The 18,692-nt window shown below is 41.0% G+C and carries 15 protein-coding genes and 1 pseudogene; 9 read left to right on the forward strand and 7 right to left on the reverse strand.

Annotation, left to right across the window (positions count from 1 at the left end):
* Positions 1-192 precede the first annotated feature (192 nt).
* Positions 193-1,893 carry an AMP-binding protein gene (locus ACT3QN_RS06585; RefSeq protein WP_444519751.1) on the forward strand — a complete coding sequence of 567 codons (1,701 nt, stop codon included), beginning with the start codon at positions 193-195 and terminating at the stop codon, positions 1,891-1,893.
* Positions 1,894-1,993: 100 nt separating this feature from the next.
* On the opposite strand, the gene ACT3QN_RS06590 is transcribed toward ACT3QN_RS06585, so the two are convergent.
* The 5 genes from ACT3QN_RS06590 to sohB form a co-directional block, all read right to left on the reverse strand.
* A complete protein-coding gene (locus ACT3QN_RS06590; protein ID WP_444522080.1) occupies positions 1,994-2,866 on the reverse strand; it encodes an SDR family oxidoreductase in 873 nt (290 codons plus the stop codon).
* A gap of 110 nt (positions 2,867-2,976) precedes the next feature.
* Positions 2,977-3,741: a histidine phosphatase family protein gene (locus tag ACT3QN_RS06595; protein WP_444522079.1), complete on the reverse strand. Its 765-nt coding sequence runs from the start codon at positions 3,739-3,741 to the stop codon at positions 2,977-2,979.
* A gap of 48 nt (positions 3,742-3,789) precedes the next feature.
* Positions 3,790-5,034 (reverse strand): phosphotransferase family protein, encoded by a 1,245-nt coding sequence (locus ACT3QN_RS06600; protein WP_444522078.1) that lies wholly within the window; start codon positions 5,032-5,034, stop codon positions 3,790-3,792.
* A 167-nt stretch (positions 5,035-5,201) separates the two neighbouring features.
* Positions 5,202-6,452 carry an acyl-CoA dehydrogenase family protein gene (locus ACT3QN_RS06605; protein ID WP_444522136.1) on the reverse strand — a complete coding sequence of 417 codons (1,251 nt, stop codon included), beginning with the start codon at positions 6,450-6,452 and terminating at the stop codon, positions 5,202-5,204.
* A gap of 261 nt (positions 6,453-6,713) precedes the next feature.
* A complete protein-coding gene (gene sohB / locus ACT3QN_RS06610; RefSeq protein WP_444522077.1) occupies positions 6,714-7,694 on the reverse strand; it encodes a protease SohB in 981 nt (326 codons plus the stop codon).
* A 359-nt stretch (positions 7,695-8,053) separates the two neighbouring features.
* On the opposite strand from sohB, the gene aspS reads away from it, so the two are divergent.
* The 4 genes from aspS to ACT3QN_RS06630 all read left to right on the forward strand — a co-directional run bounded on the left by aspS (position 8,054) and on the right by ACT3QN_RS06630 (position 12,867).
* Positions 8,054-9,880 carry an aspartate--tRNA ligase gene (gene aspS / locus ACT3QN_RS06615; RefSeq protein ID WP_444522076.1) on the forward strand — a complete coding sequence of 609 codons (1,827 nt, stop codon included), beginning with the start codon at positions 8,054-8,056 and terminating at the stop codon, positions 9,878-9,880.
* A gap of 67 nt (positions 9,881-9,947) precedes the next feature.
* The gene (locus ACT3QN_RS06620; protein WP_444522075.1) at positions 9,948-10,979 is read left to right on the forward strand and encodes a lysophospholipid acyltransferase family protein; all 1,032 of its coding nucleotides are present in this window, start codon (positions 9,948-9,950) and stop codon (positions 10,977-10,979) included.
* Positions 10,980-11,112: 133 nt separating this feature from the next.
* Entirely contained in the window at positions 11,113-11,913 is an 801-nt protein-coding gene (locus tag ACT3QN_RS06625) for a glycosyltransferase (protein ID WP_444522074.1), read from the forward strand.
* A gap of 96 nt (positions 11,914-12,009) precedes the next feature.
* Positions 12,010-12,867 (forward strand): hypothetical protein, encoded by an 858-nt coding sequence (locus ACT3QN_RS06630; protein WP_444522073.1) that lies wholly within the window; start codon positions 12,010-12,012, stop codon positions 12,865-12,867.
* A gap of 59 nt (positions 12,868-12,926) precedes the next feature.
* On the opposite strand, the gene ACT3QN_RS06635 is transcribed toward ACT3QN_RS06630, so the two are convergent.
* Positions 12,927-14,057: a glycosyltransferase gene (locus ACT3QN_RS06635; protein WP_444522072.1), complete on the reverse strand. Its 1,131-nt coding sequence runs from the start codon at positions 14,055-14,057 to the stop codon at positions 12,927-12,929.
* Positions 14,058-14,353: 296 nt separating this feature from the next.
* Between ACT3QN_RS06635 and ACT3QN_RS06640 the strand changes: the two genes are divergently transcribed.
* From ACT3QN_RS06640 to ACT3QN_RS06655, 4 genes are all read left to right on the forward strand, one after another.
* Positions 14,354-15,361 (forward strand): capsular polysaccharide biosynthesis protein, encoded by a 1,008-nt coding sequence (locus ACT3QN_RS06640; protein ID WP_444522071.1) that lies wholly within the window; start codon positions 14,354-14,356, stop codon positions 15,359-15,361.
* 85 nt (positions 15,362-15,446) lie between these two features.
* Positions 15,447-16,613, forward strand: a complete 1,167-nt coding sequence (locus tag ACT3QN_RS06645) for a nucleotide sugar dehydrogenase (RefSeq protein ID WP_444522070.1) — start codon at positions 15,447-15,449, stop codon at positions 16,611-16,613.
* Positions 16,613-17,626, forward strand: coding sequence for an NAD-dependent epimerase (locus ACT3QN_RS06650; RefSeq protein WP_444522069.1), 1,014 nt, complete (start codon positions 16,613-16,615; stop codon positions 17,624-17,626). Before ACT3QN_RS06645 ends, ACT3QN_RS06650 begins: the two co-directional genes overlap by 1 nt.
* Positions 17,627-17,719: 93 nt before the next feature.
* Entirely contained in the window at positions 17,720-18,487 is a 768-nt protein-coding gene (locus tag ACT3QN_RS06655; protein WP_444522068.1) for a hypothetical protein, read from the forward strand.
* An 18-nt stretch (positions 18,488-18,505) separates the two neighbouring features.
* Here ACT3QN_RS06655 and ACT3QN_RS06660 read toward each other — a convergent pair.
* A pseudogene (locus tag ACT3QN_RS06660) lies at positions 18,506-18,692 on the reverse strand (glycosyltransferase); the annotation flags it as partial.

Genomic DNA, 18,692 nt, shown 5'->3' on the forward strand with positions numbered 1-18,692 from the left:
TTTAATTTATTGAGCTATTTATGCTCTATGATTAAATAAAACTTTATAGAGGCCCCGTATCTTAGCAGTATGTGAATATATAGGATAGCACTCGACAATTTATCGCTAACGGAACAGCAATTTAAATTGTTGACATGGATGTGACTACTTTTTTATAGAGCCTTAAATGACGAATATTTAAGGACGCTAATCATGACAATAGATAAACCTTGGCTCGCTCAATACCCAGAAAACGTGCCTAAGACAATTAATCCTGATCAGTACGAAAGCCTTATAGAATTATATGAAGAATGTTTCAACCGCTTCCGTATGCATCCAATGACTATCTGTATGGGTGTTACGCATACTTATGGTGATGTTGATAATGCTTCACTTGCAGTAGCAGCATGGTTGCAGGCTCAAGGTTTACCTAAAGGTAGTGTCGTTGCTCTAATGATGCCAAATGTACCCCAGTACCTGCCGACTATGATTGGTATCCTACGAGCAGGTTACGTTTGTACTCCTGTGAATCCATTATACACAGGCCGTGAGCTGCGCCACCAGTTAAATGACTCAGGTGCTCAGGTTATCTTTGTTGTTGATAACTTTGCCCAAGCCCTAGAGCAAGTCATTGAAGAGACCAATATCAAACGTATCGTGCTATCAAAAATGGGCGATATGATGGGGCTAAAGGGTATTTTGGTCAATACGGTCATCCGTCAGGTCAAACGCTTAGTTCCAAAATATAACCTGAACGACCCTAAATATAATGTCACTAAATTCCCTGAAGTATTGAAAAAAGGGAAAAACCTACCCATTCAAGCACCAAAAACCACCCTACAACAAAAAGCTATTTTACAGTATACCGGTGGTACTACAGGACTATCTAAAGGTGCCGTTTTGTCTCAGCGTAATGTCGTCGCTGCTGCTATGCAATCAGAAGCGTGGTATCGTCCTGTGACTTCAGGTATCAATGAGGTGTACATCAACATGGTAATGGCCTTACCGCTCTACCATATTTTTGCCTTTATGCTTAGCTTGCTCGGTATGCGTTCAGGTTATACCTTTATATTGGTACCCAATCCGCGCGATATGCCAGGGTTTGTCAAAACTTTATCAAAGCAACCGTTCCACATCTTCCCTGCGGTCAACACACTATTCAAGGGATTACTTGATCAGCCGAACTTTAAAAACTTAGACTTTAGTTCATTGCGTATCACTCAAGCTGGCGGTATGGCTGCGACCGAACAAACAGCAGCACGTTGGTTAGAAGTAACTGGCTGCCCGATGGTTGAAGGTTGGGGTATGACCGAAGGTGTCGCGGCAGGTACTGCTAACGTTATCACTGACCGCAAGTTTAACGGCACGATTGGTATACCTGTTCCTAGTGTTGATATTATTGTAGTAGATGATAACGGCGAACGTGTGGGTCTAAACCAAGCTGGCGAGATGTGCATCAAAGGCCCTAACATTACATCTGGGTACTTTAATAAAGATAATACTAATGATTTCACAAGCGATGGCTATTTCCGTACAGGTGATATCATTAGCATGGACGAAAAAGGTTATATTACCTTACTAGACCGCAAAAAAGACATGATCTTGGTATCAGGTTTTAATGTATTCCCGAATGAAATTGAATCAGTCATGCTCGACTGTAATGGTATCGTCGATTGCGCAGTGATTGGCATTCCTGATGCACATCAAGGTGAAGCCGTCAAAATTTACATTGTGCCTGCTGATAACAATGTCACCAAAGAAGTTATTAAAGATTTCGCACTAGACAACTTAACGGGTTACAAATGCCCACGCCATATTGAATTTGTCAGTGAATTGCCGAAAAGTAATGTTGGTAAAGTACTGCGCCAAAAACTACGTGAACAGCATATGTCTGATAATCCTCAAACTCTCTGATCCTAAGTACTACATAATTAGGCACTGCATAATTAAAAAGTTAAAATATAAAAAAGCCCTCTACCTAGTAGGTAGAGGGCTTTTTTTGACTGCTATATAGCTACTTATTTGCTTTGTTGATCACTTGCAATGGCATATACTTCATTGCCTTACCTACAATAGACCATGGTAGACTAGGTACATAGGCCTCATCTACGCCCGCTTCAATCGCCGTAACGATAGCCTTAGTTCCTGTATCAGTATCTACTTCGAACGGTAATGGTTTGGCATTTTCATTGATTTCAGTGCGAATATAGCCTGGATAAATGGTGGATACTTTAATCGGTAACTTGGTTAATAGCATATCAGCTCGAATACCTTCTGCCAAATGTGCCAAGCCAGCTTTACTAGCACCATAAGCTGTTAGATGTTTGGGCATACCACGAACGGCTGACATGCTTGATATCACCACTAGATGACCACTATTTTGCGTCCGGAAAATATTCATGGCAGCTTCACATTGCGCTAATGCTGAAATGAAGTTGATTTCAACCGTACGCCGGTTAGTCTCAAAGCGACCTTTACCGATTCGACGACTTTCGCCAACACCAGCATTTACAATCACTCTATCGATATGACCAAAATCAGTAGTAAATGCATCAAACACTTCAAAGATCGCATTATAGTCACTGACATCTAATGTTCGACATTCGACTCGGATATCAGGATATTTGTCCATCAGTTCTGACTTTAGATGTTCTAAACGATCAATACGACGCGCACATATCGCTAAGCTATATCCTAGTTTGGCGAAAAGCTTCGCCATCCCCTCGCCTAGACCTGAACTGGCTCCTGTAATAAGCACCGTTTTACCTTTGCCTATTTGCTGCTTGTTCAAATCTTTTAGATAACTTGAAGGCCGAACGGCGCTTACTATCTGATTTTTACGATGGCGAACATTGTTAGCGACCAACTTTACTAGTTTATTTTGCATGCACGGTCCTTTGTATGTCGATATTGCACAGAAACGAATTGGTATTTCTTTAGTATAAACGTGTATGGAGTTTATACAACACTATACTATTCACAAAATAATGCGCAGATTTATCGCCATGTGACGAACGGTTTTCCATCAGAGAACAAATGACTGTACTCATTTAAAGATAACAAGCGAGAACTTTGGTTCTTTAAAGTAATAGAAGTCACACCAGTATTGACCAAACTTTTATTCAGTTGATAAGCTGTCTGACTACCTTGTCGCAGTAACTGTGCAGTAATTGCTGCAATGACGCCACCTGACGTAAATACAAGCACGGTACTGTCCTGATCTACGCTCATGCTTGCTACTTTTGTACGTACTTGTTCAAGTGCTTGCTGTGCACGATTATTAAACTGCGGCCAACTTTCAAGATAGTCTTGATCATTGTCACCACCATGCCAGCGTTGCATCGCTTTATCAAATAGCTCAGCCAATCGCGTGGATGGCGATTCTGCTTTGGCGATTTCAGCTGAGATATCAGATCGATTACCCGATGCTTCTGCTGACTTAACAAACACGTCTTTGTGATTAAACTCATCAAACTGCGGTAGGATATAGCTATCAGGTTGATCAAAATTGATTGCGGGCATCATAAGCGTGCCATCACCATCATGGCTATCTATAGACGACTGATAGCTCTCCCAGAAATGACGAGCCGAATCTTGCTGCCGGACCAACCTACCAGTAAATATGGCATCAATACGCCGCTGCGTGGCTGCATAGTGCTGACCTAGCATTTGCGCCTGTATAGTGCCTAGCTCTGAGAGTTGGTCATAGTTTTCTTGTCCAAAAGACGCTTGGCCATGACGTGCTAAAAGTATGGTTGTCATAAATTATTACCTTTTATCATATTTGCTAAAGTACGATTTGCTGAGTGCTTACGCTTCAGGAGAGTCAGATGCTTTTGCAAAATAGCCTTTTGGTAAAATACTTTTGACAACTGTTTGAACAGGGCTTGGCAACTGCTCAATAGCAGCAGCATCTACGCCTATATCTTCTAAATGTGGCTGAACATGCGCATTGAATAGCGTCTCACCTTCGTATTGAGCAATAAGTTTTAGACACTTGGCATGCATGACATGGATGGCAAGCCATGCGTTTTTGAATGCTGGATTGGTGGTTTGCTTATGATAATAGCGATAGTAGATTTGCTGAATGATACCTGATAGGCGGAACAAGCCGAATACCTCATAAAAGGTCCAGTTATCTATCTCTAAACCAGATTTTTTTAGATAGTAGTCAACCACTTCATCACGTGTCATCATGCCTTCTAAATGTGTTGGCTGGCGACGGAACTGCTGCATGATGATATTGTCATCTTCTTCGATCCAATAGGCCAATGCACTACCCAAGTCCATCAACGGATCGCCAAGCGTTGCCATCTCCCAGTCAAGCACACCAATAACTTTAGTCGGCTCGTCTGCATCGAGTATAACATTGTCAAAGCGCCAATCATTATGAATGATACAGGTTTTGCTATCCGCAGGCGTGTGTTTGGCAAGCCATTGTCTAACTAGTGCAAAGCTCGGTACGTTGGGCGTCTTAGCCTTAACATAACGTCTGTCCCAGCCACTAATTTGACGTTCACAGTAGCCTTCACCGCGACCCAAACTTACCAAATCAGGATGCTCGGTATAGTCTATCTGATGTAACTCTACCAAAGCGTCTAATACGTTGGTGCAAAGCAGATGCGTTTGCTTAGGATCTAGATCGATACCTTCTGGTAATTCTGCACGAGGGATAATACCCTCCATCCGCTCCATCACATAAAAATCGGCACCGATAACAGCTTCATCCGTACATAAAGCAATCATTTCAGGCACATAAGGATAGGCATCTTTCAACGCCTTTTGGACAGTGAATTCGCGTACCATGTCATGTGCAGATTTTGCTTTCGTGCCTTTCGGTGGACGACGTAATATGAGATCTTGGTTTTTGTCTTCACCTTCATACTGTAATCGATACGTCCAGTTTGATGCACCGCCCGAGAACTGAGTAACAGTAGGCTCGCCTACTATGTCGACACCTTGAGCGCGTAGCCATTCACTAATTGCTTTGGTATCAAGCTCTTCACCCTCGCGTACGGCACCGCCTTTGTCTAGTACTTTATTATCAGTTTCCATGAGACATTCCTTATCATGTGATCATTTATTTTTATAACAGATATGAGTGATAAAAATTCACTACTAAGTTGTTAATAGTGAATTTTCAATTGGTATTACGATTGGCATATTCTTAATAACAGTTATGTGAGCAAATCAAAATCAACTCATACGACTATTTGTCAGAATTAAGCTTTATCAGATTTAGTAGGACGACTAAAACCTTGACGCTTTAACTCTAGCTTGGCAATCATTGTTTTATGTACTTCATCAGGACCATCTGCTAAACGTAATACACGTGCTTGTGCGTAGAACCCTGGCAACATCGTGTCTTGGCATACACCCATTCCGCCATGGATTTGGATAGCCATATCAACTACTTCTTGCAATACAGTTGGCGCCACTACCTTAATGGCTGAGATTTCAGTCAATGCTTTTTTGGTGCCTTGAGCATCCATTTTCTGTGCTGCATATAATGTTAATAAACGTGCTTGATCAATTTTGATACGGGCCTCGCTGATACGCTCAAAGTTACCACCCAATTGCAGTAGCGGCTTGCCAAATGCGGTACGTGACATCCCGCGATTTACTGCCAGCTCCATGGATTTTTCGGCAGCACCAATACAACGCATGCAATGATGAATACGTCCTGGCCCTAAGCGACCTTGCGCGATCTCAAAGCCCATACCAGGTCCACCAATAAAGTGACTAACTGGCACACGGACATTCTCAAAGCTAATTTCACCATGTCCATGCGGTGCATCATAATCACCAAAGACTTTGAGCATGCGCTTGATTTTCACCCCTGCGGTTTTAACTGGCACAAGTACCATAGAGTGCTGATGATGACGGTCTGCACTTTCATCTGCGGTATATGCCATCACGATCAAAACATCAACTGCTGGATCACCAAGACCAGATGACCACCACTTGCTACCATTGATTACAATCTCATCACCCTCGACGACAGCGGTTGCTTGCATGTTGGTCGCATCACTGGATGCCACATCAGGCTCAGTCATACAAAACACAGAACGTGTTTCGCCTGACAGTAGCGGAGTCAGCCATTTGTCTTGCTGTTCTTGAGAGCCATAACGCCATAGCAGTTCCATATTGCCACTATCAGGTGCATTGCAGTTGAATACATGTGGTGCAAGCAAGCTGCGACCAGTCAACTCTGCGATAGGCGCATAATCAGTGACTGAAAGTCCTGCACCCAACGTATCATCAGGTAAGAATAAATTCCACAGGCCCTCTTCACGAGCTTGTTTACGTAGATTTTCGTAGGCTTCTGGCCATTCCCAGTTTTCCCAGTTGCCATCAGGATTTTTTTTGTGACATTCTTCCCAGAACTGCGCTTCGATGGGTTCAATGTGCGTTTCGATGAAAGCTTTGACTTTGGCATGCATGGCTTGACCATGTTCTGTTGCGGTAAACATTAAATTGTCGTTAGACATAAATGACTTCCTTTTCTTTATTAATTGATTGTCTAAATCATGTGTTGATAAAAGCTCTATGAGAACTTTAGTGCACGCACGTATACTGTTTTCCGTGTGCTACATTTATAACACAGCAAATGTCAATAAACAGCAAAAAGGCGCGACCAGCTAGGCCACGCCTTTTACAAAATATAAACAATGTATCTAAAAAATCTTGAGCCGTAAATTACTACTATTTAACTATCGTAATGATAACTAACATTATTTCAGAATATTTAAGCGGCTGTTTAGGTCGAAACGTGCCAGTGCATCAGGTAATTTATCTACAGCGATGCTCAATGTTGCTTCTGCTGCTTGAGCCAAACCTAACTTTTCTGCTAACGTCGGCTTCTGACGCGAATACAATGCATATACTTCATTATCTTCCATACGCTCCAAAATATAGCTGTCTGATGTCTGCAGACTATCAATTAAGTTAAGCTTCAACGCATCTTCACCATACCAATGCTCACCCGTGGCTACTTTGGCAACATCGAGTTCTGGACGATAGGTATTAACGAAATGCTTGAATAGCTCATGCGTCTGCTCTAGCTCTTCTTGGTATTTGGCGCGGTCTTCGGTATCATTTTCACCAAATACAGTTACTGTGCGCTTATAGTCACCAGCAGTAAACATCTCATAATCGACGTCATGGTTTTTTAGCCATTTATGAAAATTTGGTAGTTGCGATACCACACCAATTGAACCAATGATAGCGAATGGCGCTGCTATTATATTATCTGCAACACAAGCCATCATATAGCCACCGCTCGCCGCCACTTTATCGACACAAACAGTCAATTTTAGGCCAGCATCTTTTAATCGAACCAACTGTGCTGCCGCCAAACCATAGCCGTGTACCAAACCACCGCCTGATTCAAGACGTACGATAACCTCGTCACCTTTGTTTGCTGTGCTAATTAGACTGCTGATTTCTTCACGCAAGTGTTTGACCGCAGTTGCTTTGATGTCACCGTCGAAATCAAGCACAAAAACTTGTGCCTTATCATCGGTATGTTTTTTCTTACTCTTAGTTTTTGCTTTCAGTGCTTGCTTGGCTTTTTTGGCCATGGCTTTTTTGAACTGTTTGAGGGCAGCTTTGCCTTGAGTAGCTTCCACCAGATCTTCGCGGCGCTGCTTTTGAGCATCATTTAAGTGACGTATTTTAAGCTCAACAGGGTTTTTAGGGGGGTGAGATAGCATGTTTATAAATCCTCAAGTCAGTAAATATATTGATATTGCTGTTTTTATTAACGTGCGATTGATATGTGCACACTAGGCAGTGTTTTCAAGCATAATGACAATATTTAACCTAATACAAATATCCCTGAATAAATACATCTGATACTTGTATATTCCCGTTATTTGATTGAACTCAGCTGGTTGTATAACAAAGGGAGATTAGGCATAATATGCGTTTATATCAAATTTTCTGCAGCCAACGTGATGACCATATGTCTTAATCGCGTTGTTTGTGTGTTTTTTTTGCAAATAGCTTGAAACGCACCGCAATGGCTGCATTATTGTACTTTGAATTGGGCTGATAACTGGATAACCATATTATGACGCATAGCGAATACCGAGACGAATATTGCGGAGCTGTAACCGAAAGCTTGATTGATCAAACCATTAGTGTCGTAGGCTGGGTACATCGTCGTCGAGATCACGGTGGCGTGATTTTTTTAGACATGCGTGACCGTGCTGGTATCTTACAGGTCGTCGTTGATCCTGACACTCCAGAAGCTTTTGCGACTGCTGATGCAGTACGTCCAGAATACGTGCTAAAAATTACTGGTCGCGTACGTCGTCGTTATGAAGGCACTGAAAACGCTAATATGACCAGTGGCCAAATTGAGCTATTGGGCAAAGAAATTGAAGTATTAGCCAAATCTGAAACACCGCCATTCCCATTGAATGACGAAAAAAGCACAGTATCAGAAGACTTGCGCCTAAAATATCGCTATCTGGATATGCGTCGTCCGCAAATGCAAGAGCGTATGGTGTTCCGTGCTAAGGCAACCTCAGCGATTCGTCGTTATCTAGACGATCATGGTTTCTTAGACGTTGAGACACCGATTCTAACTCGTGCAACGCCTGAAGGTGCGCGTGATTATCTTGTACCATCACGTACTCGTCCAGGTAACTTCTTTGCCCTGCCGCAGTCACCACAGCTATTTAAGCAATTATTGATGGTTTCAGGTTTTGACCGTTATTATCAAATTGCTAAATGCTTCCGTGATGAAGATCTACGTGCCGATCGTCAGCCTGAATTTACTCAGGTGGATATCGAGACGTCTTTCTTGAACGAAGAAGAAATCATGAACATCAACGAAGGTCTGATCAAGCATTTGTTCAAGACCATGATGGACGTTGAGTTCGAGCAGTTCCCACGCATGACTTACGCAGAAGCAATGCGCGACTATGCATCAGACAAGCCTGACCTACGTATTCCTCTAAAGTTAGTTGACGTTGCAGATTTGATGAAAGACGTTGACTTTAAGGTGTTTGCTGGTCCTGCTAACGATCCTAAAGGCCGCGTGGCTGCCCTACGTATCCCTGGTGGCGCGTCACTAAGCCGTAAGCAGATCGATGCTTATACCAAGTTCGTTGGTATTTATGGCGCACGTGGTTTGGCTTATATCAAAGTCAACGACGCTAGCAGCATTAACAACGGTGTGGACAAAGAGTCTGGCCTACAGTCTCCAATCATCAAAAACATGACTGACGATGTACTTGTTAGCTTGATCGAGCGTACTGCTGCAGAAGATGGCGATATTATCTTCTTTGGTGCTGATAAAGCCAGTGTCGTGAACGATGCCATCGGCGCATTACGTCAAAAAATCGGTCTAGACCTTGAAATGACAACTTGTGAGTGGGCACCACTTTGGGTCACTGACTTCCCAATGTTTGAAGAAACTGAAGATGGTCGTTGGACGTCGATGCATCACCCGTTCACTAAGCCTAAAGGCTCAGTTGAAGAATTGAAAAACAACCCAGAGTCTGCTCTTTCTATCGCTTATGACATGGTATTGAACGGTACTGAGATTGGTGGTGGTAGCTTACGTATCAATACTTATGATATGCAGCAAGCTGTCCTTGAAGCTTTGGGTATTGGTGAGCAAGAAGCTGAAGACAAATTTGGTTTCTTACTTGATGCCCTAAAATTTGGTGCGCCACCGCATGGCGGCCTAGCATTTGGTTTGGATCGTTTGATTATGCTCATGGTAGGCGCAAGCTCTATCCGTGACGTTATCGCCTTCCCAAAAACCAAAACTGCTGATTGCCCATTGACCCAAGCACCTGCTGGCGTTGATAGCAAACAACTACGTGAGCTTGGTATCCGTGTGCGTGAAAAAGTACAGGCTGATACCAACAAGCCTGCTGAGTAAATCGCTTAATGATGCGCGATTACTGTCTACAGTGCTTGTTACGTGATTCATTACCATGTGAGTGGTCATGAATCCGTATCATATTTTTAAATACGTGCCATTGTCTGTACTACAGATATTGGCACGTTTTGTTGCGTGGGTAATTGTTCAGCTACCTCGTTTGAGCATCATGCGTACTATCGATATAAATATTTCATTGATTGCGCCCACGCTTCCCAAAGCAAAAAAACAAGCACTGACTAAAGACATTATCTATCATCAATGTTTGACCAGTATTGAATCTATGAAGAGCTGGGCGATGTCACCTGAATGGAGCATCGCTCAAATTTGTGATGTCCATAATAAAGACATTCTAATAGAAGGTCTTGCCAATCTTAACGGCATGCTGGCTATCGTTCCTCATCTCGGTACTTGGGAGATGATGAATGCTTGGCTCAATCAATTTGGTGCGCCAACCATCATGTACAAACCTGTGAAGGGTAAGCTCACTAATGAGTTTGTCTTACAAGGTAGATCACGTCTCAACGCAACGTTGGTACCTACCGATGGTAGCGGGGTCAAAGCCGTATTCAAAACCCTCAAGCAAGGTGGGTTTAGTATTGTACTGCCAGATCACGTACCAGAACCCTCAGGCGGCGTTGTCGTTCCATTCTTTGGTATTGAAACACTAACCAGTACACTTGCCTCAAAATTAGCCAGTAAAACCAAATGTGATCTAGTTGGCTTATCTTGTATTCGCCGTACCGATGGACGCGGTTTTGATATCTACTGCTACAAGCTCGACAATCCAGCCTTATACGATCGTAATGCTGAAGTGGCGACTCATGCTCTCAATCAGGCCATGGAGCGTATGATTACAGACAATTACAGTCACTATATGTGGGGCTACCGACGTTTTAAGCGTATACCAAACTTGGGCAATCCTTATAAGAAAGATAAAGAGACTTTAGCAGCTTTTATCCAATCTCATCATTCTAACGTTTCTAATCAGCCTGATAGTAATGCCAACGATAGCGTCAAAAATGACAACATTAAAAGTGACAACATTAAAAATGATAGCGCTGTTAAAAATAATAACACTAAGCTCGACAATCATTAGTCATTATCAACCTAACGTTGCACTATTTAGACGTACCATCAGTTACAGCTATGCTAATATTGGCTGAGCTCTATATCCTTTTATTTTTATTAGTCCTTCATTTATCTGACTATTATCTCAATACGAGTGCATTATGACATCTGACGTAACTAAGACCTCATCTATAAACTCTAGTAACATCAGCACACATGCGGCTGAACAGCGCTATATCATCTGTATGAAATGGGGCGACAAATATGGTCCTGAATACGTCAATCGTCTCTACAATATGGTTAGCCGACATCTAACCTTAGATTTTCAAATGGTCTGCTTAACCGATGACAGCGCAGGTATTAACCCTGCGATTGCTTGTTATCCGATACCTGACATGGATTTACCAGCAGGCCCTGAACGTGGTTGGAAAAAACTGACTACCTTCAAGCCTGAGCTGTATGATCTAAAAGGTATTGCACTATTTTTAGATATCGATATTGTTATTGTTGATAATATTGATGCGTTTTTTACGTATCAGGCGGAGCATGAAGACAGTGTCGTCATCATCCGCGACTGGAAAAAACCTTGGCGCATGATTGGTAACAGCTCTGTCTATCGCTTCAATATTGGTATGAATACCTATCCTGATTTGCTATCCAATTTTGAGCGAAACTTTGAGACCATTCGCACCCAAGTACGTCATGAGCAGGCTTATCTCTCTAACTATTTGCGTGAGCATCACCACTTAGAATATTGGGATAAGACATGGTGTGTCAGCTTTAAGTACCAATGTATTGCGCCGATTCCTTTTAACTTTGTACGCACACCTACTCTGCCGGATGATGCAAAAATCGTTATCTTCCACGGTGAGATTAACCCGCCCGATGCAATTGCTGGTAGTGGCGGTAAATGGTATCGTCATGTGAGGCCAAGCCCATGGTTAAAAGACCATTGGCAGTAGATGTTTAGAAATTAACCATATTTAGACAATTTATCATTAGCGTAAAGGCAGTGTATTAAGATATAAGATAGGTGACATAAACGACTGGAAAATAGTATGGCGCTATATTTGAGATTACCTGCGACCGCTGGGTTCAATATTGATAATGAGCTCATCATTATCAAGGCTTTCAATGCCAATGAACCAGCACAAAGTTTGCATGGAAAGGACGTCAATATTATCGCCTCAGGGCCATCTATACAGCAGCTGTCATTATCAGAGCTACTAGATACGCCTACTATTTTTGTCAATGGTAGTATCAGTTTGATTGGGCAGCATCGCTTTACCGATATTGTTGGTTACGTCATTAGTGATGCGCGCTTCATCAATCATCAGCCTGAGATTTTACAGCAGTACTACACAGGTCAACCTCTATATGCAACGTTAGCTGTATTCGAAGCGATGGCCAGCACGCACCCTGATATTATGCAAACGTACCACCATGCCATGCGAGTGTTGTATCCAGTGGACAGGCCATGGGGAGTCAAGTCAAACAAGCTATTTTTTAATAAACTTATCTTTAAGAAAAAACGACTCAATAAAAAAATGCCGCTTTCATACTTTATCAATAATCCAAACTTTATTATTGATGGCGATCATAAAGCTGCTGATATTGGTGTCTCTCTTAACGTTACTCATGGATTTGTGGAAGCAGGCACTGTCGCCTATGTAGCAGCGCAGTTGGCTTTTTCGCGTCAGGCAGCGAGTATTCATCTTTACGGTATTGATCTGCTCAACAGTGAGCAACCACGGTTTTATGAAAGCAAAAACAATAGCGCACCAAGTATGCTCAGTAAAGTCATGAAGGAACGCATTGTGCCCTCGTTTAACCTACTCGGCAGAATCTATCAATTGCATGGTGTTCCTGTCATCAATCATTCTCCTATCTCTAAATCGCTATTTGACACTTTATAGGTAACGACTCGCAATTGATAACTTCTAATTGATTGTATTTACTTGGAAACCATCAAGACTTATAAACCCTCATTTTTATCTGAATCTAGAACAGAACCAAAGGCTAAGTACTGTCTTGCAATATTTTTAGATAGTAAATGCTTGTTTAGCGGCACAATATAATCTGTAAGGTTGTCTATGGCTTGGTCGATAAGTAACGCCAAACCATCAATATCACCTACCGCAATCAAGTTTTGCTCGGGTAATAGCTCTCGTGGACCAAAAGGACAATCCGTACTGATCACTGGTACACCCAGTGCTTGCGCCTCTACTATGACATAACCAAAGCCTTCAAACTTAGAGGTGAGTACCATCAATGTAGCTGATCTAATTAATGGATAAGGGTTGGTTTGGAAGCCTAAAAACTTAATACAATCGCTAATATTTAGTTGGACAGCCAACTGTTTAATTTCTTCTTCAAGCCTACCTTTACCTACTAGTACTAGTGGTAGCTTTCGTTCTGTTTTGGCATACGCTTGTAGTAAGTCTCGATGACCTTTCATACTATCAAATGAGGCTACATGTATAATGTATTCTTTATCTACTAAGCCAAAATGCTCAAGATAGCTAGACTCTGCTGCTTTGGTATTTATAGCGATAGCATCACAAGGATTATAGATTGTTGTGGTTTTGGTAATATTTCCTATAAGAGCAATCAAATCTTGATGTGCTCCCTTACTCACACAGCTACAATTATGAGCACCATAGACCATTTTTAAGTGATTTATAGTCTGTACTGGTGCCTTTAATAATTGGTTTTGGAACTGCTTAGATAGCGCCGTATGCAGTACATTTACGATATTTGGTAACTGGCTATATGCCATGATCCAGTTTATCTTATAGATATTGGCCAGTATCAAATCTGGCACTCCTATTTGGCTACGTACGTAATTATCAATACGGCTAGCAACTGATTCGTAGGCTTGTGCTTGCGTAGATTCTGGATTAAGATTCTGCTCAGAAAACACCTCATCATATGGCACTATATGATATTGCACGCGAGTGTCTAGTAGCATCTCTTTCGTCGCTTCCAAGCATAAGATATGGACACGGTAGCCCATATCTACATAAGTGCTTGCCAATGTCGTAACCATACGCTCAGCACCGCGACCTTCAAGCGCTTTTAAAATAAATAGAATAATAGGTGGCATTAGTGTCTCAGCTTAACTTTTTAACAGTATAGACATGATAGGTTAGCCAAATGAGTGTAACTATGGTCATACTTATTGCAGCGTTCTGACTTTATATGCTAGTCTCACCTACCGCTGGTGTTCGACATTTACTCAGTAAAATACTAGCACGACTTAACAGTATCTCTATAAAAAACGATAATTAGTCTAACTATCTAAATCGATTAAACCTTGTTAATAATCGCATCAGAAAATATCATAGCTAGTCTAATATAGCTACTACAATAGATGTGTATCCGTAAAGAATAGGATCAGTTATGAAGCAGCCTGATGAGAAAACATTAGACATCGTCATTGCTTGGGTAGATGGCGCAGACCCTATACTCAAACAAAAGCGAGAACAGCATAAGCCAAGTAAAGAAGTGGCATCTGACGCCATAACTGACACGCGTTTCGCCAGTGACGATGAGATATACTATAATATTGCTTCTATCATCAAATATGTGCCTTTTTGTCGCCATATATATATTGTCACAGATCAACAAAAGCCAGCGTTCATTGATGAGTTTGTTAAGCAAGGTATTTGCTCAGCAGATAAAATACGCATCGTTGATCATAAGGACATATTTTCCGGTTATGAGCAGTTTTTACCCACGTTCAATACCCGATCGATTGAGTCGATGATATGGAATATTGAGGGGCTATCTGATTACTTCATTTATATGAACGATGATTTCTTTTTTAACCAACCAGTCAGAGTAGATGACTTTTTGGATGGTAGGAAGCTGAACATTCACGGCCACTGGCGTAAAAGTGCGGCATTAAGTGCTAAGCTTAATTTACGAAAGTCTCGCTTTAAATTATTTGGAACACCGATTCAACCAAGGCATACTATTGCCCAAATGCTAAGCGCCAAAATACTCGGTATGGATAAATTCTTTGAAATTCATCACTATCCTCATATCGTTGATCGGAACATATTGAAAGATTATTTGCTTAATCATCCTCAGCTGCTAACAGAACAAATTAGATATAAATTTAGAGACGTGGCTCAAGTGAATCCGATAACCCTGATGAATCATCTAAAAATTCAAAAAAATGAAGCAAATCTAAAACCCGATACCTCTGTCAACTATCTAAAAAATGAAAGTAGTGTCGATGATTTTATTACTGCTTTAGAAGATAAATCTATTAAGTACGGTTGTATCCAAAGCCTAGATCTTCTTGAACCAGATTCACACAAGAAAATTAGCCAAGCTATGAAGCATAAATTTTTTGCGTATCTCCCCATTTCTGTGACAGAGAACACCAGCTATCTGAGCTGACACAGTATCGTGATTTTGAACCTTATTTAGCATAAACCAATTTTGGATTCGATCCATCAAAGCGTAAACATTACTTGGATATATTATGAAAATAGCAGTAGTAGGTACAGGCTACGTAGGCCTATCAAATGCAATGCTATTGGCACAGCACAACGAAGTCGTCGCTGTCGACATTGTTCCTGAAAAAATTAACTTATTAAATGCTAAGCAGTCCCCTATTGAAGATGAAGATATTGAAGATTTTTTCTCAAACAAAAATCTCAATTTTTCTGCGACACTTGATGCAGCGACAGCCTATGAAGGCGCTGATTTTATTATTGTGGCGACACCAACTGATTATGATGCCAAGACCAATTACTTTAATACATCAACGGTAGAGGCAGTAATTGAGCAAGTACTTTTGGTCAATCATCAAGCAACCATTATCATAAAATCTACCGTACCAGTGGGATATACGGCAAGTATTAGAGAACGCTATGCAACTGACCGTATCATCTTTTCACCCGAATTTTTGAGAGAAGGCAAAGCGCTGCATGACAACCTTTACCCTTCTCGAATCATTGTAGGTGAACAGTCCGAACGTGCCAAACAATTTGCCGACCTACTGTTGGAAGGGGCGATAAAAAAAGAGGTTCCTCAATTATTTACCGAATCGACTGAAGCTGAGGCGATTAAGTTATTTTCTAATACTTATTTGGCCATGCGCGTTGCTTATTTTAATGAGCTAGATACCTATGCCCAAACCTTTGGGCTTGACACCAAACAAATCATCGAAGGCATCGGCTTAGACCCGCGCATTGGTGATCATTATAATAATCCATCGTTTGGCTATGGTGGCTACTGCTTGCCTAAAGATACCAAACAGCTATTGGCAAATTATGATGAGGTGCCAAGTAACCTGATAAAAGCTATTGTCGACTCTAATAGAACTCGTAAAGACTTTATCGCTGATAAAGTTATCGAAAGACAGCCAAAGATCGTAGGCATACATCGCTTAGTGATGAAAAGCGGGTCAGATAATTTTAGAGCGTCTGCAATCCAAGGTATCATGAAGCGTATCAAAGCAAAGGGGATTGAAGTCATTGTCTATGAACCTGTGTTGAAAGAAGACAATTTCTTTAACTCGCGGGTTATTCAGGATTTAGACACTTTCAAATCAATAAGTGATGTGATTGTCGCCAACCGCTTATCTGATGAGATAAAAGATGTGGCGGACAAAGTATTTACTCGCGATTTATTTGGGAACGATTAATGAAAATTTTAGTCACTGGTGCGGCAGGCTTTATTGGTTTCCACTTAATCAAAGCATTATTGGAAACGGGCGTATCTGATAGCGAATATTCTATTGTTGGTATCGATAATATCAATGACTATTATGATGTGGATTTAAAAAAAGAGCGTTTAAGAATATTAGGTGAGATAGCATTGCCAGACAAATTTACGTTCATCAAGTTAGACCTTGCTGATCGCGAAGCCATGTCTGAGCTTTTTGCCACCCATCAATTCGATACCGTTGTTAATTTGGGCGCTCAAGCAGGCGTACGCTACTCTATCGAAAACCCAAATGCTTATATTGATTCAAACGTGGTTGGATTTGTCAATATCTTAGAAGGGTGTCGTCACCACGATATCAAGCACTTGATCTACGCCAGTTCGAGCTCCGTATATGGTATGAATATTAAGCAACCATTTACCACCGCTGACTGCGTTGATTTTCCTATCAGTTTATATGCAGCCACGAAAAAATCAAACGAGCTCATGGCGCATAGCTACAGCCATTTGTATAATATCCCTACGACAGGATTGAGGTTTTTTACCGTTTACGGCCCTTATGGTCGACCTGATATGGCATATTTTTCTTTTACCAAAAAAATTCTGGCTGGTGAACCAATCAATGTCTTCAATAATGGTGATATGCAGCGTGACTTTACCTACATTGATGATATTGTAAAAGGTATCATCAAGATAATAGATAAGGCCCCCTCTCCTCAATACTCTACTATCACGACAGCAACTGCCCCTTATAAAATATATAACATTGGCAATAACCAACCAGTGACTTTACGCCGTTTTATCACTGCTATCGAAAGCGCTTGTGGCAAAAAAGCACAGGAAAACTTATTACCGATGCAAGCAGGTGATGTGCCTATTACCTACGCAGATATAGATGAGTTGGTAGAGGATATTGGCTTCAAACCTGAAACCAGTATCGAAAAGGGTATCAAAAAATTTGTTGAATGGTACAAGCAATACTATTCATTTTAAGCGGAAGTATTTTATAAACTATTTTGGTATCAATTTTTTAGACAGACGTTTAAGCCCTAATCGCATTGTACTTGTTCAAAGGATTTTAGTGACATGGCTACACCTTCAAACTGGCAAAGAAAACTACTATTGATATTTCTAAGTGAAAAAAGATTGAATGCGGGTAAGGTTGTCAAAAACTATGATGGCAAAAGCTTTGATAAGATGAAAACGACAATAATAACCGAGTCATTGTGTGATACTGAAGCACTGACAGATGAGCGTAAAAGTACAGACTTAGAAACTCACTTAAATAACTTAAAGTATCAGTCATTAGGAGAGTCTGAGCTCTGCTTTTATCACAATACGCTTATTATATTGATGCGGCGTAAATACAAAATAGACAAAACGTTTGCTGAATTTGAAAAACTTTGGGAGACAGAAAGCAACTATTTATTGGAGCATTTATCGCTACGCTGGATTGTTTCAGCTTGTGATACTTTTATCGACCATTCAAATGACCCTAGTAGAGTTGCAATTCTCATGAATGTCATTACTCTAATGAATACGTTGAGAGTGCATGAAACTAGACGTTTTTTACAGCTGAATACAGATTCTGAGTCATTGCCGCTAATAAAAGAAAAAACTGAAAAACTTTATGCTGGGGATCTGCCACTATATGAGGGGCTTACCTATTTTCGTATAGGTACAGACGATAGCTTAAGGAATATGCGTAAACGCTACAAAAAATTCATTAAAGTCGATAAATTAGCTACTACTATTCTACTAGCTGTATTTGAAAAGCTTCAAAACAATCAAAGTGCTTTTGCATTGATACGACAGCTACATAGAGATGATTGGTCTAAATGGTGGAGTGACTAAAAGTTATTTAGCTTTCCTTTATTCGTGTACAAAATCGATATACTTTTTGGCAACTGTAGTAGGGAGTAGTGCTTTATCAAATTCAGAAGAGAACCGCTCTGGATTGTTCATTGCTAAACTAAGTTTTTCAGCAATAGCATCTATATCTCTTATAGGCATCAAGTTATTTTTTGGTAAAAGCTCACTCGGGCCAGACTGGCAATCA

The organism is Psychrobacter sp. AOP7-C1-14 (assembly GCF_052376135.1).
Lineage (GTDB): Bacteria > Pseudomonadota > Gammaproteobacteria > Pseudomonadales > Moraxellaceae > Psychrobacter.